The organism is Streptomyces sp. Z26 (assembly GCF_003665095.1).
Classification (GTDB): Bacteria; Actinomycetota; Actinomycetes; order Streptomycetales; family Streptomycetaceae; genus Streptomyces; species Streptomyces phytohabitans.
Genome location: NZ_RCHV01000002.1, coordinates 2,460,156 through 2,479,056 on the forward strand (window position 1 = coordinate 2,460,156; position 18,901 = coordinate 2,479,056).

The 18,901-nt window shown below is 70.8% G+C and carries 20 protein-coding genes; 7 read left to right on the forward strand and 13 right to left on the reverse strand.

Annotated features, from left to right (window positions below; genetic code table 11):
- Positions 1-8 precede the first annotated feature (8 nt).
- Positions 9-440, forward strand: coding sequence for a hypothetical protein (locus D7M15_RS10845; protein WP_121517320.1), 432 nt, complete (start codon positions 9-11; stop codon positions 438-440).
- 82 nt (positions 441-522) lie between these two features.
- On the opposite strand, the gene D7M15_RS10850 is transcribed toward D7M15_RS10845, so the two are convergent.
- Genes D7M15_RS10850 through D7M15_RS10860 form a run of 3 tightly spaced genes read right to left on the reverse strand, consistent with a single transcriptional unit; the run spans position 523 to position 4,069 of the window.
- Positions 523-1,410, reverse strand: coding sequence for an SDR family oxidoreductase (locus tag D7M15_RS10850; protein WP_121517321.1), 888 nt, complete (start codon positions 1,408-1,410; stop codon positions 523-525).
- Positions 1,407-2,411 (reverse strand): alpha/beta hydrolase, encoded by a 1,005-nt coding sequence (locus D7M15_RS10855; RefSeq protein ID WP_121520581.1) that lies wholly within the window; start codon positions 2,409-2,411, stop codon positions 1,407-1,409. The genes D7M15_RS10850 and D7M15_RS10855 overlap by 4 nt, the downstream gene beginning before the upstream one ends.
- A 53-nt stretch (positions 2,412-2,464) precedes the next feature.
- Entirely contained in the window at positions 2,465-4,069 is a 1,605-nt protein-coding gene (locus tag D7M15_RS10860; RefSeq protein WP_121517322.1) for an NAD(P)/FAD-dependent oxidoreductase, read from the reverse strand.
- 388 nt (positions 4,070-4,457) lie between these two features.
- Between D7M15_RS10860 and D7M15_RS10865 the strand changes: the two genes are divergently transcribed.
- Positions 4,458-5,354: a MerR family transcriptional regulator gene (locus D7M15_RS10865; RefSeq protein ID WP_121520583.1), complete on the forward strand. Its 897-nt coding sequence runs from the start codon at positions 4,458-4,460 to the stop codon at positions 5,352-5,354.
- Positions 5,355-5,450: 96 nt separating this feature from the next.
- Here D7M15_RS10865 and D7M15_RS10870 read toward each other — a convergent pair whose 3' ends face one another.
- From D7M15_RS10870 to D7M15_RS10880, 3 genes are all read right to left on the reverse strand, one after another.
- Positions 5,451-6,098 (reverse strand): response regulator transcription factor, encoded by a 648-nt coding sequence (locus D7M15_RS10870; RefSeq protein WP_121517323.1) that lies wholly within the window; start codon positions 6,096-6,098, stop codon positions 5,451-5,453.
- Between the two features lie 13 nt (positions 6,099-6,111).
- The gene (locus D7M15_RS10875) at positions 6,112-7,545 is read right to left on the reverse strand and encodes a sensor histidine kinase (protein ID WP_240649233.1); all 1,434 of its coding nucleotides are present in this window, start codon (positions 7,543-7,545) and stop codon (positions 6,112-6,114) included.
- Positions 7,546-7,792: 247 nt separating this feature from the next.
- Positions 7,793-8,596 (reverse strand): exodeoxyribonuclease III, encoded by an 804-nt coding sequence (locus D7M15_RS10880; RefSeq protein WP_121517325.1) that lies wholly within the window; start codon positions 8,594-8,596, stop codon positions 7,793-7,795.
- Between the two features lie 369 nt (positions 8,597-8,965).
- On the opposite strand from D7M15_RS10880, the gene D7M15_RS10885 reads away from it, so the two are divergent.
- Both D7M15_RS10885 and D7M15_RS10890 read left to right on the forward strand, forming a co-directional pair.
- A complete protein-coding gene (locus D7M15_RS10885; protein ID WP_127201735.1) occupies positions 8,966-9,721 on the forward strand; it encodes a hypothetical protein in 756 nt (251 codons plus the stop codon).
- The gene (locus D7M15_RS10890; RefSeq protein WP_121517327.1) at positions 9,673-10,146 is read left to right on the forward strand and encodes a GNAT family N-acetyltransferase; all 474 of its coding nucleotides are present in this window, start codon (positions 9,673-9,675) and stop codon (positions 10,144-10,146) included. Before D7M15_RS10885 ends, D7M15_RS10890 begins: the two co-directional genes overlap by 49 nt.
- 34 nt (positions 10,147-10,180) lie before the next feature.
- Here the strand turns inward: D7M15_RS10890 and D7M15_RS10895 are convergent, their stop codons facing one another.
- Positions 10,181-10,756, reverse strand: a complete 576-nt coding sequence (locus D7M15_RS10895; protein ID WP_121517328.1) for a class I SAM-dependent methyltransferase — start codon at positions 10,754-10,756, stop codon at positions 10,181-10,183.
- A 188-nt stretch (positions 10,757-10,944) separates the two neighbouring features.
- On the opposite strand from D7M15_RS10895, the gene D7M15_RS10900 reads away from it, so the two are divergent.
- Positions 10,945-12,324: a lipase gene (locus D7M15_RS10900; protein ID WP_121517329.1), complete on the forward strand. Its 1,380-nt coding sequence runs from the start codon at positions 10,945-10,947 to the stop codon at positions 12,322-12,324.
- On the opposite strand, the gene D7M15_RS10905 is transcribed toward D7M15_RS10900, so the two are convergent.
- The 6 genes from D7M15_RS10905 to D7M15_RS10925 form a co-directional block, all read right to left on the reverse strand.
- A complete protein-coding gene (locus D7M15_RS10905) occupies positions 12,289-13,083 on the reverse strand; it encodes a dienelactone hydrolase family protein (RefSeq protein WP_206337347.1) in 795 nt (264 codons plus the stop codon). The two genes, D7M15_RS10900 and D7M15_RS10905, sit on opposite strands and share 36 nt — an antisense overlap.
- 185 nt (positions 13,084-13,268) lie before the next feature.
- The gene (locus D7M15_RS10910; protein WP_121517330.1) at positions 13,269-13,721 is read right to left on the reverse strand and encodes a lamin tail domain-containing protein; all 453 of its coding nucleotides are present in this window, start codon (positions 13,719-13,721) and stop codon (positions 13,269-13,271) included.
- A 478-nt stretch (positions 13,722-14,199) separates the two neighbouring features.
- On the reverse strand, positions 14,200-15,531 hold the full coding sequence (locus D7M15_RS28200; protein WP_127201736.1) for a PIN-like domain-containing protein: 1,332 nt from the start codon (positions 15,529-15,531) through the stop codon (positions 14,200-14,202).
- Positions 15,532-15,924: 393 nt separating this feature from the next.
- The gene (locus tag D7M15_RS10915; protein ID WP_121517331.1) at positions 15,925-16,587 is read right to left on the reverse strand and encodes a hypothetical protein; all 663 of its coding nucleotides are present in this window, start codon (positions 16,585-16,587) and stop codon (positions 15,925-15,927) included.
- Positions 16,581-16,997, reverse strand: a complete 417-nt coding sequence (locus D7M15_RS10920) for an ATP-binding protein (protein ID WP_121517332.1) — start codon at positions 16,995-16,997, stop codon at positions 16,581-16,583. Before D7M15_RS10920 ends, D7M15_RS10915 begins: the two co-directional genes overlap by 7 nt.
- 45 nt (positions 16,998-17,042) lie before the next feature.
- Positions 17,043-17,450, reverse strand: coding sequence for an NUDIX domain-containing protein (locus D7M15_RS10925; protein ID WP_206337475.1), 408 nt, complete (start codon positions 17,448-17,450; stop codon positions 17,043-17,045).
- Positions 17,451-17,573: 123 nt separating this feature from the next.
- Between D7M15_RS10925 and D7M15_RS10930 the strand changes: the two genes are divergently transcribed.
- A complete protein-coding gene (locus tag D7M15_RS10930) occupies positions 17,574-18,362 on the forward strand; it encodes a GntR family transcriptional regulator (RefSeq protein WP_121517334.1) in 789 nt (262 codons plus the stop codon).
- 188 nt (positions 18,363-18,550) lie between these two features.
- Positions 18,551-18,901, forward strand: a complete 351-nt coding sequence (locus D7M15_RS10935) for a hypothetical protein (protein ID WP_121517335.1) — start codon at positions 18,551-18,553, stop codon at positions 18,899-18,901.

An 18,901-nucleotide genomic window follows, 5' to 3' on the forward strand; every position in this document is an offset into this window, starting at 1 on the left:
GAGTGACCATGGGTATCTCCGACCAGTACGACGACGACAGGTCCCCGGAGCGCGGCATGGAGACGGACGACGGGCAGCAGGACCGGCGCGGCACACGGGAGGAACGCCAGGACGGCGACGCGGGCGGCTGGACGGAGGGACGGCGGTCCGACCGGTCCGACGGGCGGTCCTCGCGCGGCACGGACGACATGCGCGGCATGGACGAGAGCGGCGGTTCCGACGACATGCGCGGCATGGACGGGGACCGGGCGATGGACGGCAACCGGGGCATGGGCGACAGCCGGGGTACGGGTGACGACCAGGGCATGAGCGGCGACCGCGGCATGGACGACGGGCGTTCGCAGCGCCGCTCGGACGACATGGCGGACCGCCCGCGCATGAGCGAGGACGAGGGCGAGGGCGAGGACTTCGGCGACGGGCCGCAGAGCGGCTCCTTCTGAGCCGCGCGGCCGACGGCTGAGGGGTGCACCCGGGGCGGGGTGCACCCCTCACGTCACGCGCGCGGCGGGCGGCGCGCCGCCGTCAGTTCCGCGCCCTGCGTGCCGCCTCGTCCGCCTCGCCACCCGCGCCGACGAGCCCCGCGCGCGGCCCCGCCGCGGCGAGCCGGGGCGCGAAGCGCCGCATCTCGCGCTGGCCGACCGTGCCGATGACCGACGGCAGGTAGCCGCGGATGCCCTGCATCCCCCTCAGCCACCACTGCCCGTAGACGTGCGCCGACCGGCGTTCGATCCCGGCGACCAGCCGGTCGACGGCCGGGCCGACCGGGTACGTCTTGTTCGACGGCCACGGCAGGCTCTGGCGCATCTCCCGCATCACGTCGTTCTGGTCGGCGCCGCGCACCATGTCGGTGTCGGTCCAGCTGAGATAGCCGACCCCGACCCGTACGCCCTGGTGTCCGGTCTCCGCGCGCAGCGAGTGCGCGAACGCCTCGGCGCCCGCCTTCGACGCGCAGTACGCGCTCATCATCGGCGCGTGCGTGATCGCCGCGAGGGAGGCGATCTGGAGGAAGTAGCCGCGCGAGGCGATGAGATGGGGCAGGAAGGCGCGGGCCGTGACGGCGCCGCCGATGAGGTTGATCTCGATCACGCGGCGCCAGGCGACGGGGTCGGTGTCGAGCAGCGGACCGGCCGTGGCCACACCGGCGTTGGCGACGACGACGTCCACCTTCCCGAAGTGCTCCTTCACCTCCCGCGCGACCCGGTCCATGGCCTCGTTGTCGGTCACGTCGGCGCACCAGTGACGCGAGTCCGTACGGAGCGACTCGTCGACCCGCTTCAGCTCGTCCGGCTCCAGGCCGACGAGGGCGATCCGCGCGCCGCGCGCGGCGAGCTTGCGGGCGAGCAGTTCGCCGAGGCCGCGGGCGGCGCCGGTGACGACGGCGACCTGGCCGTCGAGGTCCCTGCGGGTCATGGGGTCTCCTCCTTGATCGCGAACTCACCGGCCGTGGCGCCCGGTTCGTGTCCGTCTCCCTCGCCCGCACCGTTCCGGGCGCTGTTCCCGGCACCGTTCCCGTTCCCGTTTCCGGTGAGGTGGTCCCGTACGAGCCCGGCCAGCACGCCGCTGACCGCCTCCGGCGCCTCGACGGGCGTCATGTGGCCCATGCCGGGCAGCTCCGTGAGGCCCGTGCAGTGCGGCAGCACCGCCCGCATCCGGCGGGCGTGGGGGAACGGCGTGAGCCGGTCCGCGGTCCCCGCCACGACGGCGGTCGGCAGGGACAGCCGGGACAGTTCCCCGCTCAGGTCCAGCCCGTCCAGTACGTGCCCCCAGGCCGCGCGCGTCCCGCGCGGGCAGGCGTGCACGACGCGGGTGACGGCGTCCGTCTGCGCGGGGGTCGAGGCGGGGCCCATCGTCCCGTAGCGGAGCAACCGCCGTGAGACGGGCGTGACCGGTCCGAGCGGGAGGCTGCTGCCGAGGAGCTTCCGCTGGAGCCACGTACGGAGCGCCGCGGGCCGTACGGGCACGATGCGGGCGGCGGACACCAGCCGCGCCTCGCCCGTGCTGCACAGCATCAACGCCGCGGCGTGCTCGCGCAGTTGGGGCCGCCCGGCGGCGGCCATCAGGGTCATCCCGCCCATGGAGTGGCCGCCGACCACGGCCTTCTCCCCGGGTGCGAGGGTCCCGTCGAGCACGGCGCACAGGTCGTCGGCGAGCAGGGTGGTGGAGTGGTCGCCCGGCGCGGCGGCGGGCGTACGGCCGTGGCCGCGCTGGTCGTACACGACCACCCGCAGGCCGTCGGCGACCAGGGCGCGCACCACCGGCGCCCAGAAGGCGGTCGAGCAGGTCCACCCGTGCGCGAGGACCACCGCGGGCGCGTCCTCGGGGCCGTGCACCTCGACGTACAGGCGCGTGCCGTCCGCCGAGACGACCCGCGGGGTGCTCCGCGGCTCCGGCGGGACGAGGGCCGCGGCGATCCGCGCCTCCCGCGCGCCGTGGGCAGCCGTACGGGCGGCGCCGGAGGTGCCCGTCACGGCCGCTCCTCCCCCGCCGCGGCGAGCGCCGTACCGCCGACCGCCGGCGCGTCGGCCGACGCTTCGGCCGGTGCGGGCGACGGCGCGCGCCGCACGTCGTACTCCGACAGGTCCAGGCGCCGCGTCAGCCGCCGGAACTCGCCGGTCGTGCCCGGCCATACGGTCGTGTTCCGGCCGTTCGCGTCCAGGTACCAGCTGTCGCAGCCGCCCGTGCTCCACACCGTCCGCTCCATGCGGTCCTGCACGTGGTCGTTCCAGGCGTCGACGGCCGCCGCGCGCGGCTCGAAGGCCGCCCGGCCGCCGAAGGTGTCGAGCTGCCGGAGGTAGTCGACCATGTAGTTCAGCTGCGACTCGATCATGAGGATCATCGAGCTGTTGCCGAGGCCGGTGTTGGGGCCGATGACGGTCATGAAGTTCGGGAAGCCCACCGCCGTACAGCCGCGCAGGGCCTTCATGCCGTCCCGCCACGCCTCCGCGAGGGTCGTGCCGTCGGCGCCCTTGATACGGTCCGCGATCGGCATGTCGGTGACGTGGAAACCGGTGCCGAAGATGATCGCGTCGGCCTCCGTCTCCGTACCGTCGGCCGCCACGAGCGTGCTGCCGCGCACCTCCTTCAGCCCGGACGCGACGACGTCGACGTCGGGGCGGGCGAGCGCCGGGTAGTACGCGTTGGAGAGCAGGATGCGCTTGCAGCCGATGCGGTAGTCGGGCGTCAGCTTGCGCCGCAGCTCCGGGTCACTGATGGACTTCGTCATGTGCCGGGAGGCCAGCTTCTCGACCAGGCCCAGCTGTTCGGGACGCTTGGTGAACGCGCCCACCTGGAGTTCCCGGATGCCCCACAGGACCCCGCGCCGCAGGGTTCCGGTGACCGGGACCCTGCCGTGCAGCCAGCGTTCCGGGCCGGTGATGCGGCGGTCGACGCGCGGCATCACCCAGGGCGCGGTGCGCTGGAAGACGGTGAGCCGTTCGGTCTCCGGAGCGATGGACGGCACGATCTGGATCGCGGAGGCACCCGTACCGACCATCGCGACGCGCTTGCCCCGCAGGTCGTAGTCGTGGTCCCACTGCGCGGAGTGGAAGACCTTGCCCTCGAACGTGTCCAGGCCGGGGATGTCCGGGATCTTCGGGTCGGAGAGGGGGCCCGTCGCGGACACCACGAAGTCGGCCGTCAACGTGGCCCGTTCGGTCTCGATGACCCAGTGGAACTCCTCGGTGTCCCAGGTCATCCGGTGCACCTCGGTGGAGAGGCGGAGGTGCGGCCGCAGCCCGAAGGTGTCGGCGACGCCCTCCAGGTACGCCCGGATGTGCCGCTGGCCGGAGAACGTACGCGGCCACTCCGGGTTGGGCGCGAACGAGAACGAGTACAGGTGCGACGGCACGTCGCAGGCACAGCCCGGATAGCTGTTGTCGCGCCAGGTGCCGCCGACGGAGTCGCGGCGCTCCAGCACGACGAAGTCCGTGATGCCCGCGCGGCGCAGCCGTACGGCGGCGCCCAGACCGCCGAACCCGCTGCCGATCACCGCCACCCGTACGTGTTCGCGTTCACCCGCGCCGTCGTTCCCGCCCACGCGCCCGCTGTCGCTCTCGCGCTCGGCTGCCATATGTGCCGCCTCCCGAGGTCTCACCCTTTGGTCCCGCACCGACTGTGTTCCGCACCGACTGGTTCCGCGACGTCCGGCCCACTGATCGTGCCAGTGATTGCTGGCGCGATTTCTTGGAGAGTAGAGCAGGGGCCTACCGATGGGTAGAGGGTGGGCGCGGAAAAGTTACCGGGGGTTCGCGACGACCGGGCGGGGCAGGCGGCACACACGCCCGAACGGGCCCACGAGGGCGGCGGCATAGGCTGCGACGGTGGCCACGAGGAAACGAGCGGACGGTGCGGACGGTGCGGGCGGCGGCGCGCGCGACGGGGACGCGGACGGGGACGGCAGGGGCGACGGGAACGGGGCTCGCTCCCGGGGCCGGGGCCCGCGCGGGAACGGCGACGCCGTGAGCGCCGGAACCGGCCACGGCGCGCAGACCGGCGGGCCCGGCGGTACGGCGGGGGGCGGCGCTGCGGGGGGCGGTGACACTGCGGGGGACGACCCTGCGGGCGGCGACGCCGAGGGCGCGACACCTCCCGTCGAGTACCGCGCGGACGAGCTGGCCACGGCCGCCGGCATCACCCCGCGCACCCTCCGGTTCTACCGCGAACGGAAACTGCTGCCGCCACCCCGCCGCGAGGGCCGTATCGCCTGGTACGACGAGCACCACCTCGCACGGCTGCGCACGATCGCGGCCCTGCTCGCACGCGGCCACACCCTGGGCGGCATCGCGGACCTGATGACGGCGTTCGAGGAGGGTCGGTACGGGCGCAGCCCCGCCGAGCTGCTCGGGCTCGACACCCTGCTCAGCACGCCGTTCTCCGAGGAGGTCCCGATCCGGCTCACCCCGCAGGAACTGGCCGACCACTACGAGGGCGGCGTCACCTCGGAGAATCTGGCCGACTCCCTCGACATCGGCTATCTCGCCGTGGACGGCGAGGAGTTCGTGCACGTCAGCCGACGTCTCCTCGAAGCCTCCTCGGCGCTCGTCAGGGAGGGCATCCCGCTCGGCGCGGTCCTCGCCGCCGGACGCGAACTCCGGCACCACACGGACGTCATCGCCGCCGTCTTCAGCGACCTGCTGCGCAGCCACGTCCTGGGCGGCGACCTGTCGGTGAACGACGCGGACTGGATCACGGAGAAGCTGGAACGGTTGCACCCACTGGCGAAGCAGGTGGTGGAGGCGGAACTGGGCCTCGCTCTGGACCGCAGGGTGCGCGAGGAACTGGACACCTGGCTCCTGCCACCGGACGGCGGCGGCGGCGACGACGGGGCGAACGGACCTGGCGCCACGGAGGGGTGACCGGTTCACCCGGCACGGAGGGCGACACGGCGACGTACCACCGACTCCCGTGAGAGGGTGTCACCGTCGCGCGTACGCCTCACGTACGCGTACGTCTCAGGCGCGCAGGTAACGCAGTACCGCCAGCACCCGCCGGTTGTGGTCCTCCGACGCGGGCAGCCCGAGCTTCCCGAAGATGCTCGCCACATGCTTCTCCACGGTCCCCGCGGAGACGTACAGCGCCTGCGCGATGGCCGCGTTGGTACGTCCCTCCGCCATCATCGTGAGCACACTCCGCTCCCGTTCGGTGAGCGCGCCGAGCCCGTCGCTCTGCCGTCCCCCGTCCGCGGCGAGCCGCGTGACGATGACGGGGTCGAGTGCGGTGCCGCCCGCGGCGACGCGGGCGAGAGCGTCGGTGAACTCGGCGACGTTCGCGACCCGGTCCTTCAGGAGGTAGCCCACACCCGCCGCGCCCTCGGCGAGCAGCTGAGCGGCGTACCTGGTCTCGACGTGCTGCGAGAACAGCAGCACACCGGTGCCGGGGTGCGTGCGTCGGATGTCGATCGCCGCGTGCAACCCCTCGTCGGTGTGCGTGGGCGGCATCCGGATGTCCACCACCGTGACGTCCGGACGGTGCTCCGCGACCGCCGCCCGCAGGGCGTCCGCGTCCGGTACGGCGGCACACACCTCGTGCCCGCGCTCCGTGAGCATCTCGGTCAGCAACTCCCGCAGGACGGCGGCATCCTCAGCGATCACGACGCGCATGGGCGGCATGCTCTCACGCGTGCGGCGGCAGGGTGACGGTGACGACGGTGGGCCCACCCTCCGGGCTGTCCACGTCCAGTCCGCCGTCCACCGTGCGTACCCGCTGGAGTAGACCAGTGAGCCCACCGCCGAGGGTGGCACCACCGCGCCCGTCGTCCGTGACGCGCAGCCGGATCGCGCCGTCCCGCTGCGCCGCCTCGACCTCGACGCCGCGTGCGCCGCTGTGCTTGATGGCGTTGGTCAGCAGTTCGGCCGCGCAGAAGTACGCGATGGTCTCGATGGCGGGTGTCGGCCGCCGGGGCAGATCGACGGTCAGCCGCACGGGCAGCACGCTGCGGGCTGCCAGCGTGTCGAGCGCGTCCGGGAGGCCGTCGTCGAGCGCGGGCGGATGGATGCCGCGCGCGAGGTCGCGCAGTTCGGAGAGGGCCTCGGTGGCGTTGCGGTGCGCGGTGTCGGCGAGCCGCCGGAGGCGCGCGGCGTCGACCGGGGACCGCCCGCCCTCGTCGCCGCGCACACCGTCCGTACGGGCACCTTCCGTACCAGCGCCTTCCGTACGGGCTCCTTCCGCGCCACCTTCCGTACGGGCACCGCCCGCGGCGGGAGCATCCGTGCCGGGGTCGGCCCCGAGCCCCTCCCGGAGCATGTCGAGGCTCATCGCGAGGGCCACGAGTCGCACCTGCGCACCGTCGTGCAGGTCGCGTTCCAGGCGCCGCAGCAGCGCCGCCGAGTCGTCGACGGCCAGGGCCCTCGTCTCCTCCAGGTCGCGGACGCGGGACTCCAGCGCGCCCGGCCCGAGCAGGCCGTGCAGCAGCCAGCGGTCCATCGCGACCGCGCCCCTCGCGGGCCACGGCGCGACCAGCAGCAGCCCGACACCGATCGCGAAGGCCACCCACGTACCGCCGAAGGTCGTGATGTGGGGCGCCCCGCCGCCGAACGGCAGCGGGTTGACCACCGACGCCTCCGCCCCGCCCCCGTGGTCCGGGTACTGGCCGAGCAACCCCCAGCGCAGCGGCAGGCTCAGGTTGAGCAACGTGGCCACCCACAGGCCGAGCACCGCGTACAGCTGGACGGCGGCGAGCGGCAGTTTCGCCAGCACGTAGCCCGCCGAACGCCACCCCGCGCCGTCCCGCAGCCGTACGTCGAGCCGCCCCAGCGGGCCGCTCGCCGCGGGCACCGGCGGCGGCCCCGGCAGCCGTTCCCCCAGCAGCCGGGCGGCCAGCCCGCGCTGGGCCGCGGCGAGCACGCGGGCGAGTCCGAGGGCGGCGGTCAGCAGCAGCAGCCCGACGACCGCGCCGAGCAGCGACAGCGTCAGCGCCGTGCCGACGGCGAGCAGGACGAGCACGAGGACGAAGCCGACCAGCGCCGGGGGCAGCCCGACCACGCAGTACGCCGCCTCGCTCCACGTCCGCCGGGTGAACGGCGTGCGCAGCACGGTCCGTACGCTCACCCGCCGCACCACCGGAACGGCCGGCGGCACCTGCCGAACGGTCCGCGGCGCCGCACCGGTTCGGCGGCGCTCCGAGGGACCTCGCGCCTCGCTCATCGTGACTCCTCGCCCGCACGGCGTCCGCCGTGCTCGCAGCTCACGACGCTAGACAGCGGGCGCCGCCACCGGAACGCGGCTTCCCGTCGCCCCTCCGGGGGTTTTCCCCCACCGCGCGCGCGGACGGCGTTCTCCGCCGCCGCCGACGCCGTCAGGGGCCGAAGACCACTGTGACGGGCGCGTGGTCGGACCACCGTTCGGCGTGGCTCGCCGCCCGCTCCACGTACGCCTTGACGGCCCGGTCCGCGAGGCCCGGCGTCGCCATGGCGTAGTCGATGCGCCAGCCCGAGTCGTTGTCGAAGGCGCGCCCGCGGTAGGACCACCACGAGTACGGCCCGGCCTGCTCCGGGTGGTGCGCCCGTACGACGTCCACGTAGCCGCCGTCCGCGGGGTCCAGGACGCGGTCGAGCCAGGCGCGTTCCTCCGGAAGGAAACCGGCGGAACGGCGGTTGGCCCGCCAGTTCTTGAGATCCGCCTCCCGGTGCGCGATGTTCCAGTCACCGCACACCAGGACCTCACGGCCGTCGGCGGCGCACCGTTGCCGCAACTGCGTCAGGTACGGCAGGAACGCGGCCATGAACCGCTCCTTCTCGTCCTGCCGTTCGGTACCGACCTCGCCGGACGGCAGGTAGAGGCTGGCGACGGTCAGGCCGGGGAGGTCCACCTCGGCGTAGCGTCCGGCGTCGGCGAACTCGGGCTCCCCGAAGCCGACGCGTACGGCTTCCGGTTCGCGCCGCGTGAGGAGGGCGACTCCGGCGCGGCCCTTGGCGGACGACGGGGCGTAGACGGCGTGCCAACCCTCCGGTTCCCGGACCGCGACGGGCAACTGGTCCTGCTCCGCCCGTACTTCCTGGAGGCAGACCACATCGGACCCGGTGTCCGCGAGCCATTCCGCGTACCCCTTGCGGGCGGCCGCCCGGAGGCCGTTCACGTTGACGGTGGTCACCTGCTGCACTCGCGCTCCCGGTTGCTCTCCGCTGCGTACGGACAGCGGCGCAGCCTACGGCACCCACCGGACGGCGACGCGCTCCCCCCGCGCGACGCGCGGCACCGGCCCGGAGGGGGCACGGACAGCGCCTGCCGGGCGTCGTACCGACACCCCTCCCCGTGCCGGGAGTTCACCCGGAAAGGGCCCACAATTCCCCTCCGGCGCGCACCCCGGGCGGGACACTCATGCGGACGACGGCGGGGCCCCGATCGTTCAGACTCGCGGTGATCGGCACGGTGACGGCGGCGACGGCACTCAACCGCGCTGTCCGCACCGGCCGCCCCGGCGGACAGCACCTCCGTCCGGGAACGGGCGCGGGCGGACACACCGCCGACCGTGGGGCGAAAACGCGCGAGGGGATGGCGGATCTTCACCGCGGGGCGGCTGTCGCCCGGTGTGAGCCTGAGCGCGGTGGCCTCCGCGGGCGCCGACGCCGCCTGGGCGGTCGACAGCTTCGCACTCGTCGGCCGTGAGTCGCGCGCCGTCGCGCCGCACTGGGACGGTCGGCGCTGGCACGAGACGGTCCTCCCGGACGTCCGGGTACGGCTCACCGGCGTGCACGCCGAGTCCGCCCGCGGCACCTGGACCACCGGTTTCCGCACACCGGTCGGTGACGAGGGCTACGAGCCGAGGGTGTTGCACTGGAACGGCCGCGCCTGGCGCGACGTGACCGGGCCCGTCACCGGCCTGTCCCCGCGGGCGATCCGCGGCGGTGTCCGGGTCAGCGGCAACACCGAGAGCTGGGAGGGCCCGCCCGTCCTCTGGCACCGTGAACGCGGGCGCTGGACGATGGTGTACGGCGCGACCGTCCCGGGCGGCGAGACGCAGGCGTACGACGTCACGGACCTCGCCCCCGCCGGGTGCGGAGACCGCCTGCGGGCCGTGGGCGGCTGCGAAGTCCGGACGGGCAAAGCGGCTCCTCCGGGTACGAGTCCGTCCAGCGCCGGGGCCGCTGAACGGCCACCGCCGACGCCCGCCCTGCCGCCCCTCGCACACCGGTGGGTGGCAGGGGACCGTTCCGGCGGGCGGATTACGATGCGCTCATGCGCATCATCCCCGTCCGCTACGACCACCCCGACGCGGTCAAGCTGAACGACATCGTCCAGGAGGAGTACACCGAGCGTTACGGGGAGAGCGACGTGACTCCGCTCGCCCCCGAGATGTTCGACCCTCCGCACGGCCTGTACCTGCTGGCGTACGACGACGAAGGGCGCCCGGTGGCGACCGGCGGCTGGCGGGCGCAGGAGGACGGCGAAACGGGGTACGCGCCGGGGGACGCCGAGATCAAGCGGATGTTCGTCATCCGCGAGGTGCGCGGCCAGGGCCTCGCCCGCCGCATACTCGCCGCGCTGGAGGACAGCGCGCGCGAGGCGGGACGTACGCGCATGGTGCTGGAGACCGGCACGGAGCAGCCGGAGGCGATGGCGCTGTACGCGTCGAGCGGTTACGCGCCGACGCCCAAGTTCGGCTACTACCGCTTCCACGACGACAGCCGCTGCTACGCCAAGCCGCTCTGACCCCGCCCGTCCCTCCGCCTCCGGGGGGCGGCGGCTACGAGCGCACCGCGCGGAAGCGGACGGTACCCACCTCCGGGTGGACGGCGACCTCGACGTCCTCGAACCCGGCCGCGCGCAGTCGGCCGGGGAGCGCGTCCGGGTCGACCGTGTTCATGGTGTCGCGCAGGTGCAGCAGCCGGAAGCGGAGACTGCCTCCCGTACTGTCGCTGCCCGCGAAGACACTTCCCGTCCGCAGCACCCGGTGCGCCTCGGCGAAGATGCGGTCCTGCTGCGCCGCCGTCGGCACGTGGTGCAGCATCGTGAAGCACACCACCGCGGAGAAACACCCGTCCGGGAGCGGCATGTCCGCGCCGTCCCCGTGCACCACACGCGCGCGGTCGCCGTGGACGCGCTCCAGCTGTCGCGCCGTTCCGGCGTCCACCTCCAGCGCCGTCACGCGGGGCGCCCGCTCGACGAGGACACGCAGGTTCGCCCCGTAGCCGGGGCCGATCTCCAGTACGTCGGTGCCGAGTTCGACCCCGTCGAGCGCCCAGGGCAACAGGCGCTCCCGTACGGAGTCGGCCCACTTCTCGGAACCGCACAACCTGCGGTGCGCTCTGTTCATCGGCATGCGTGCGACGTTACGGACGGCGCCACGCAACCGCCACGGGCTTACGCTGCCAGGTGATGTCGCCGGACGGGCACCCGTCGGTGCACGAAACCGACTCGACCGCGCCCCGCGGGTCCTGACGAAAGTGGGGGTCAGGTCCTGCCGAAGGACCCGTGTGCGGGGTGCGGGCCCTGCCGGAGTGTTCAGGCATGCCCTCACCCGAGCGACTCACCCACACCGGCGGCGCACCCGCCGCACCCCCCGCACGCGGACGACGTTCCCGCCGTACCCACCGCGCCGTCGTCGCCGTCCTGGCCGTCGGCGCCTGCGCCGCCGCCGTACCGGCCGTCGGCCTCCCCGGCGGCGCCCCGGACGCCACCCGCGCGGCCGACGCCACCGACCGTACGCACACCCCCGCCCGACTGTCCCTCCCCCGCCCCACCGGCCCGTACGCGGTCGGCACCACCGAACTGCACCTCGTCGACAAGGACCGCGAGGACCCCTGGGACGCGTCCCGGCAACGGGAGTTGATGGCGGGCGTCTGGTACCCGGCGCGGCACGGCAGCGGCGGCGAGCAGGCGCCCTACATGCGGCCGGGCGCCGCGAAGGTCTTCGCCCGGGGCGCGGCCGAGGTGCTGGAACAACCCGTCGGAACCGTCGACTGGGCGGCCACCCGTACGCACGCCCGACTCGACGCCGAGGTCTCCCCCCGGGCGGGCCGGGCACCTGTGGTGCTGTTCAGCCCCGGCGGCTTCAACGAGCGGGCCCTCGGCACGTCCGCCGCCGCACAACTCGCCAGCGAGGGATACGTCGTGGTGACGATCGACCACCCCGGCGAAGCACACGCGGTCGAGTTCCCGGACGGTCGCGTCGTCGAACCGTCACCGGAGCTGGCACAGATCAAGGACCAGGCCGAGCAGTGGCGACGGATGCTCGACGTACGCGTCGCCGACACGCACTTCGTGACCTCGCAGCTGCGCGCGCTCACCCGCGGGAACAACCCCGACGCCGAGGGCCGTACGCTGCCCCGCGGCCTGGCGCGGGCGATGGACATGAGCAGGGTGGGCATGTTCGGGCACTCCATGGGCGGTATGACGACAGCCGAGGCCATGCGCGGCGACGCGGGCATCGACGCCGGTGCGGACCTCGACGGCCCGCTGGGGCTGAGCTGGACGGACCCCGCGAAGATGCTGCCCGTCGCGCGGAACGGGCTGGACAGGCCGTTCCTCTTCATGGGCACCAGGCTGTACCGCGAGGACGAGTCGGTGGCGCCGCACACCCACCGCGAGTCCCCGTCCTGGAAGTCCTTCTGGGAGCACTCCCCCGGCTGGAAGCGCGACCTGTGGTGGCCGAAGGCCGCGCACAACTCCCTCACCGACTACCAGTCGCTGCTGCCCCAGGTCGACCGCGTACACGAACTGCCCGACGGGCTACGCGAGAACATGATCGGCAGCGTCGACCCGGAACGGTCCGCCAGGTCGCAGCAGACGTACCTCACCGCGTTCTTCGACCACCACCTGCGCGGACGGGACCGGCCGGTGCTCGACGGGCCCTCACCCCGCCACCCGGACGTGCGGTTCGTACGCTGACGGCCGCGCCGGGCGGTCAGGCCACCGAGCCGTGGCGGGCGGTGAAGTCGAGGATCCGCTGCCAGGAGTCGGCGCAGGCGGCCGCCCAGTCCCCGGCGGACACGTCGAAGTAGGAGTGCGGGGCGCCGTCGTAGACGTGCATCTCGTACTCCTTCCCGGCTCCTCGAAACCGGCCACCAGCGCCTGGAACTCGTCCTGCCCGGCGGCCGCGTCGTCCCCGGCGAGCAGCAGAAGCAGCGGCGCGGACAACGCGGCCGTCGCGTCACCGAAGAACCGCGGCGGACCGTAGAAGCCCACGGCCCCGGCCAGGCCGAGGTCACCGGCGGCCTGTCGCCACGAGTGGGCACCACCCAGGCAGAAACCGAGGGTGAACACCGGATCGCTGCTCCGCGCGCGCGTCCACGCCACCGCGGCGGCGACGTCGGCGTCCACGTGCGCCGCCTCCAGCCGCGGCATGTGCGCCGCCCAGTCGAACGCGTCCCCACGCGGCCCGGCACCCGCCGTACGCCCGTAGAAGTCGATGGCGAGCGCACGGAATCCGGCCTCCGCGAACCGCAGCGCGAGCTTCTCGTAGAAGGGGTGCAGACCGCGGCGGTCGGGGAGGATCACCACGCTGCGGCCGATCGGGGCGTCCGGCTCGGCATGGTAGGCACGCAGCCGGTTGCCGTCGGCGGCGTCCAGTTCGAGGCCACCGTGCGCGGCCACACCGCCGGTGACGACGGGGGCGGCGGGCGGGACGCCGTTGGCGGGATGGCACATGGAGCGGCTCCTTACACGATGTCGCGTTCCTGCGGGCGGCTCGTACGGCTACGCACTCCGTACGACTCTCCGCGTACCCGCCCGCCACCGCCCCACGTGCGACCCGTACGAGGCGGCTCCCGGCCCTCACGGGGACGGGAGCCGCCTCGGCGCGCGCGGTACGACGGCTGGGCGCCGCCGCCGGATCAGCACATCTTGTAGTCGACGCGCGTCGAGTTGTACGAGCAGGAGTCGCGCAGCGACCCACCCGGCTTGTACAGGCTGGCCTTGTCCTTGTCGTTGTTCCACACGTACCAGCCGCGGCCCATGTACAGGTGCCCGGCGGACTTGGTCCCCTTGCCCGTGTGCACGAGCACCGTCTTGCCCGCGCTGATCTTGTAGCTGGGGAAGACGTACTTGTGACCCGACGCGTCCTTCAGGGTGTGGCCCTGCATCTGGAACGCTGCACCGGTGGAGTTCTTGATCTGCACGTACTCGGCGTTCAGGCTGCTGTTCCCGCCCCGGTCGCTGCCGGGGCTGTCGTAGTAGACCTTGTAGATGTACACCGACCCGGCGGCCTGCGCCTGCGTCGGCACCAGCACGCCACCGGCCAGACAGGCTGCGGCGGTGGCGACGGCGGCGGTGCGGATTCTGGACATGGGCGTCCTTCACATTCGTGCCGAACTCCCCCCACAGGGCCCGGCGGACGCTCAGAATATGGCCAACCCCCGCTTCCGGAACGCTGGTTACCAAACCGGTACATGAGCCCCACCTCCGCACGCCCGACACCCGCAGCACGCACGAAAGAGTCCCTGCCGGATACCTCCGACAGGGACTCTGCACGCGGTGGACCTGAGGGGATTCGAACCCCTGACCCCCTCGTTGCGAACTACGGGCGCGGCGGTCGCTGAGGACTGCCCGGCAGGTCAGCCGGTGTTCGGCGGTCATCCACGACCTGTGGCTGTCACTGGGGTTGCTGTACTTCGCTGCTGTACCCCAAGCACCCTGACCACCAGTTTCATGAAGATGCAGGGCAGATGCTTGCTGCCCCTCAACACACTGCGCTCCCTCTTGACTCCTCGTCAGCGAAACCGTCATCGCGTTGCCAACCACGGCCAGGAGCACGAGACCCGGGCTCTATTCTTGCTCCGTCTCTTCAGAGCTCCGCGTCTGACGGATAGAGTCTTGGCCCCGAAAGGGGCCATATTTCTTCTTGAACGACTCTTCACGCGCGATAATCTCACGTCCGGAGCGAATACTTGAGCGTAGCGACTCACTGATTGGAGGAAGCTGCAAGTCGCCATTGAATTGACTTGCACCCTGAACCGCATTTTCAAACTCGGCAAGAAGTTCACTGTTCGCTTCGACCATCATCTGATGACGTTGTAATTTTTCTTGAAGTTCCTCACGTAGATCTAGATCTTCTATGGATTCTTCATCCTCAAGCCGCTGCAAGACCGCTTCTAGAAGTTGCGCGTTTCGACGGATACTGGCGAGCTTAGATTCTTTGAACCAATCAGCAAAGCCAGCACTGATCACCATGCTTCGCTTAGAGGAGGCCTGCCAAATTTGAGGATCGAGCATGCGCGCCTGACTTACAGTCTCGGATCGAACCGATGTCATCAGAAATTTTTTGACAGCTTCAAGAAAAACCGCGAAGGTCATAATCTGAAATGAGCCACCCGCGCGAGTCTTCATTTCTTCAACTAGTTCGACTCTAGGTCCAATTTTAAAATTAAACTTCCTATTTACCCAATCATCCTTGCCGTAATTCGACACAAACAGAACAGGCATTCTGCGCTTCTCTGCCTCCAGGAGGGTTTGCTCCCAAAGCAAGTAGTCACCGTGGGGATTACTTGCTTTCCCGCGATCCCGATACCCTGGAGGAATCTCCTCCTCTGCTCTTCTCTGGGCTTCACGTAATGCCACTTCTTGCGCTTCTCGATCCAGTGGCTCACCGACTCTGCCATCGAGAAGCGTTGCAAGGCTTCTCAAGACTGGATCGTCATCCATTACTTTTTTAATGGACAAATCAAAGCGAGACTCATATTCTTGAAGTTTAGTTGTCACATAACCAAAAGCCTCATTAAGGAGCTGATCAAGTGCACCTTTTTCCTCTTCTTCAATTGCGAGGCGATTAGAAAATTCAGCCACTTTTTCCAGGCTCTGCTTCTTGATGGATTCAATAGACTTGCGAGTTGCATCAAAGAACTCTGCCTGATCCTTGGCCGCGGACACCCTCCCAGTGTGGAATTCGAGTGCCACCTGATGGGGCACCCAGAGCCTATCCCTAACCGCCGATAAGGCTGCGACCATGTCTTGGCGCGCATCGGGGGTTACCCTATACAGAGAGAGAAGAATATTGGAGTCCACGACAATCATGGCGCTGCGCAGAATTCGTTGATTTTCATCCGAAGAAGCGCGGATATAACCCGTGAACGGACCGATGAATGAACTATCCAAATCCATGCTTTTCTAATCCCTTCGATCAGCTGCGATTTAGCGTAGCGCGGAAACCGAACTGTGTCGCGCACCGAGGTCGGAGGAGCGGGTTTGGGCTGGAGCTGCCATGGGGCGAGAGGTCGGGGGCCCGTAAGCTTGCGGCGACTCGGGCAGCACCTCGCCTGCCCGCAATAGCCCGAAGTGGGCCCCCGATCTTCGAGGCTCGCCCCATGGTGGCTGCCTAAAGCCGTGGAGCCGACCGCTCCAGCCACGACGGCGCCCCTTCTCTGACGCCAGCTGGTGCCGCGCGGGTCGGCGGGCCGGGTCGGAGCGGGGCGGAGACAGGAGCGTCGGCCCGGCCGGGAGCCGGGCCGCGCGCGGCGAGCGGAGCGAGGCGCCTTGAACTCGTAAGGAAAGTTGTTACGCGCGCGGCTGGTGAGGCTCGGTGTCGAGGTCCGTGGGCGTGTAGTCGATCAAGTGCATGATGAGTTGGCCTGCTTGGACCCAGTTGATGCGGTGGTCGTCGAAGGCGACTCCGGCCGCTTGGACGATGACGGGCTTCGACTGGACGGGGCAGTAGAGCGCTCCGCGTACACCGATCTGCTCGAAGCGCCGTACCCGCAAGGCCACGTAGTGGTGGCGCAGGTGCGGGCACGCGTGGATCGAGGTGTGGGCACAGGGCAGGCACAGCGGCGGGTGCATCGTGTGCAGCCCCCCGTCTCGGCCGCCTTGGTCGTCGGGGTCCTCCCCCACCAGCCACAGGACACCGTCCTCGTTACGGTCGGCGGGCTGCCCGCACACCTGGCACAACAGTCGGTCCATGGCGTTGCGCTGCCGCAGCGGGTGCACCTTCCCGTACTGGGGCCTGCCCTTACCCGGCTGCGAGGGTGTGCGAGTCCAGAGGACGCCGGCACTGTCCCTGTCGTACGGACGCTCCTTGGCGAACGCGAGGCGCCCCCGCCGTACGACCAGTTCGACATCCGGCGCCCGTTCACCGCTCCATCGCGTGATGTACGGAACGGGCACAGAAGCGGGCCGGGGCAGCGTCCCCAACGGTCTGCTCTCCCGCGAAGTGTTCAGCATGCCTCCGCCCCCGGGGTCGTCCGGCCGAGAAGGTGAGCCGTCGCGGTATGTCCGTGCGCGTGGCGCGTGATGTGCACGCTCGCCGCGAGGAGGTGCACCAGGATCAGCCCGCGCCCGCTGCTGTCCAGCTCGCCCGGCTGCCGCACCCGTGGGCCCTCCTCGCCGCTGCCCCAGTCCGTGACGGCGACGGTGAGCGCGCTCGCGCCCAGGCTGAGGACGACACGGAAACGGCTGCTACAGGCGTGCGTCACCGCCTTCCCGCCCAGCTCCGAGACGATCAGCGCCACGTCGTCCGCGTACGACGTATCCCGCAGCACGTCCTGGGTCCAGCGGCGGGCCCGGCCGACTTCTTCCGGGAGACCCGGACAGGTGAGTTCCCAGATCCGCACCCTACTCATATACTCGTGCATACAAGTCCTTCCATGCTGGTGACCGCTGTGGGTGATGAGTTGGAGCTAGACGAGTTTCACGCCGTCGTGCGCGCGCACGGCAGGCGGCGACGCGGCGTCCAGGGCGTCGAGTACGCGGATCGCGTACGCCTCGTCGGCCAGTTCGGAGACCTCCGCGCGGGTGGCCCAGCGCAGGGCGTACGTCTCCTCACCGGTGGTCGGGCTGCCGTCCGCCGCAGCGCAGCGGAAGACGAGCGAGACGATGAGACCCGTCATGTTCTTGTACGCGCCCGTGAGGACGGCGTTGTCCGCGATCTTGATGCCGGTCTCTTCGAGGACCTCGCGCGCGAGCGCTTCGGGGATCGTCTCGCCGGGTTCGAGGACGCCGCCCGGCGGCTCCCAACGCCCGTTGTCGCGGCGCTGGATGAGCAGCGCGCGGCCGTGGTCGTCGACGATGACCCCGGCGACGCTCACGGAGTGGGGGCGTTCGGCAGCAGTGCTCACGTTCGTCGGTTTCCTCGGGCTTCGGGTGACTAGAGTTCTCCACCGTAGCAACAGCACTCAGCCTCTCGTCTAGATATCCGAAGGAGTTACACCATGGCGGCTCTCCCCTCCGGGGTTCTCGGAGTGATCGACTCCACCAGTGACCGCGCCGTGTTCCGGCAGATCGCGGACCGGTTGCGGGAGGCGATCGACAAGGGCCGGTTCAAGGAGGGTGCCAAGCTGCCGTCCGAGTCGGAGTTGGTGGAGCACTTCGGGGTGTCCCGGATGACGGTGCGCAACTCCCTTTCCATCCTCCAGAGCGAGGGGCTGGTCTCGTCGGAGCACGGCAAGGGCGTCTTCGTACGGCCGCGCCCGCCCGTACGGCGGCTGGCTTCCGACCGGTTCGCGCGGCGCCACCGGGAGCAGGGCAAGTCCGCGTTCACGGTGGAGGCCGAAGCCGCGGGCAGCCGCCCGGAGGTGGACAGTCTGAAGGTGCGCGAGGAGCGGCCAACTTCCGACATCTCCGCCCGACTTGGCCAGCCGCGCAAGGTGCTCGCCCGGCGCCGCCGCTACCTGCTGGACGGTCGCCCGGTCGAGTTCGCCGTCTCGTACCTCCCGCTGGACCTGGCCCGTGACACCCCCATCGCCGAGCCCAACCCCGGCCCCGGCGGCATCTACGCCCGCCTGGAGGAACTGGGCCACCGCCTCGACCACTTCGACGAGGAGGTACGGGCCCGCATGCCCTCGCCCGACGAAGTGAAGACGCTCCGGCTCGCCTCCGGCGTGCCCGTCATCCAACTCGTGCGGACCGCGTACGACACCGAGGGCCGCGCCGTTGAGGTCTGCGACACGGTGATGTCGGCGGACGCGTACGTACTGGCCTACCAACTCCCCGCCAACTGAACGCTGTTGACGCCTCGCACCGGCTGTCTCTCCGGGACTCGTACACCTCACCACGCCAACTCGTATAGACGAGTTGCTGAGTGGTGTGGCACAGTGGGGGAAGTCCCAGTCCAACCGGCACCGCTCGACGCATCTTGTATAGACAACTATGTGTGAGTGGTGCCGGTTCAAGTCCAAGGAGAGACACCGTGCGCACCATGCGTATCGAGACCTCGAACGCCACGATCCTGCTCACCGAAGCGCCCGCGCTCAAGGTCCGCGACCGGCAGACGGGCGAGATCGCCAAGGACGCCGCGACCGGCGAAGCGTTGATGAAGCTCGGCGTCGTCTACATCGACGAGGGCGAGTCCTCGCTCCTCCAGGTCACCGTGCCGGAGAGCGGCGTGACCGACGAACTGACCCTGGGCGCCCCGGTGTCCCTGCCGGGTCTGGTAGCCCGCCCGTGGGAGTCGGTGTTCAACGGGCAACAGCGGCACGGCATCGCCTTCCGCGCGGCAGCCGTCACGGCGGGTACCGCGCCTGCCGGGTTGGGGGTCTGA

Excerpts from the sequence above, each read along its gene's own strand:
- D7M15_RS10845 (WP_121517320.1), top strand. The coding sequence starts at position 9 with ATGGGTATCTCCGACCAGTACGACGACGACAGGTCCCCGGAGCGCGGC.
- D7M15_RS10850 (WP_121517321.1), bottom strand. The coding sequence starts at position 1,410 with ATGACCCGCAGGGACCTCGACGGCCAGGTCGCCGTCGTCACCGGCGCC.
- D7M15_RS10860 (WP_121517322.1), bottom strand. The coding sequence starts at position 4,069 with ATGGCAGCCGAGCGCGAGAGCGACAGCGGGCGCGTGGGCGGGAACGAC.
- D7M15_RS10870 (WP_121517323.1), bottom strand. The coding sequence starts at position 6,098 with ATGCGCGTCGTGATCGCTGAGGATGCCGCCGTCCTGCGGGAGTTGCTG.
- D7M15_RS10890 (WP_121517327.1), top strand. The coding sequence starts at position 9,673 with ATGCGCATCATCCCCGTCCGCTACGACCACCCCGACGCGGTCAAGCTG.
- D7M15_RS10895 (WP_121517328.1), bottom strand. The coding sequence starts at position 10,756 with ATGCCGATGAACAGAGCGCACCGCAGGTTGTGCGGTTCCGAGAAGTGG.
- D7M15_RS10900 (WP_121517329.1), top strand. The coding sequence starts at position 10,945 with ATGCCCTCACCCGAGCGACTCACCCACACCGGCGGCGCACCCGCCGCA.
- D7M15_RS10905 (WP_206337347.1), bottom strand. The coding sequence starts at position 13,083 with ATGTGCCATCCCGCCAACGGCGTCCCGCCCGCCGCCCCCGTCGTCACC.
- D7M15_RS10910 (WP_121517330.1), bottom strand. The coding sequence starts at position 13,721 with ATGTCCAGAATCCGCACCGCCGCCGTCGCCACCGCCGCAGCCTGTCTG.
- D7M15_RS28200 (WP_127201736.1), bottom strand. The coding sequence starts at position 15,531 with ATGGATTTGGATAGTTCATTCATCGGTCCGTTCACGGGTTATATCCGC.
- D7M15_RS10915 (WP_121517331.1), bottom strand. The coding sequence starts at position 16,587 with ATGCTGAACACTTCGCGGGAGAGCAGACCGTTGGGGACGCTGCCCCGG.
- D7M15_RS10920 (WP_121517332.1), bottom strand. The coding sequence starts at position 16,997 with ATGCACGAGTATATGAGTAGGGTGCGGATCTGGGAACTCACCTGTCCG.
- D7M15_RS10930 (WP_121517334.1), top strand. The coding sequence starts at position 17,574 with ATGGCGGCTCTCCCCTCCGGGGTTCTCGGAGTGATCGACTCCACCAGT.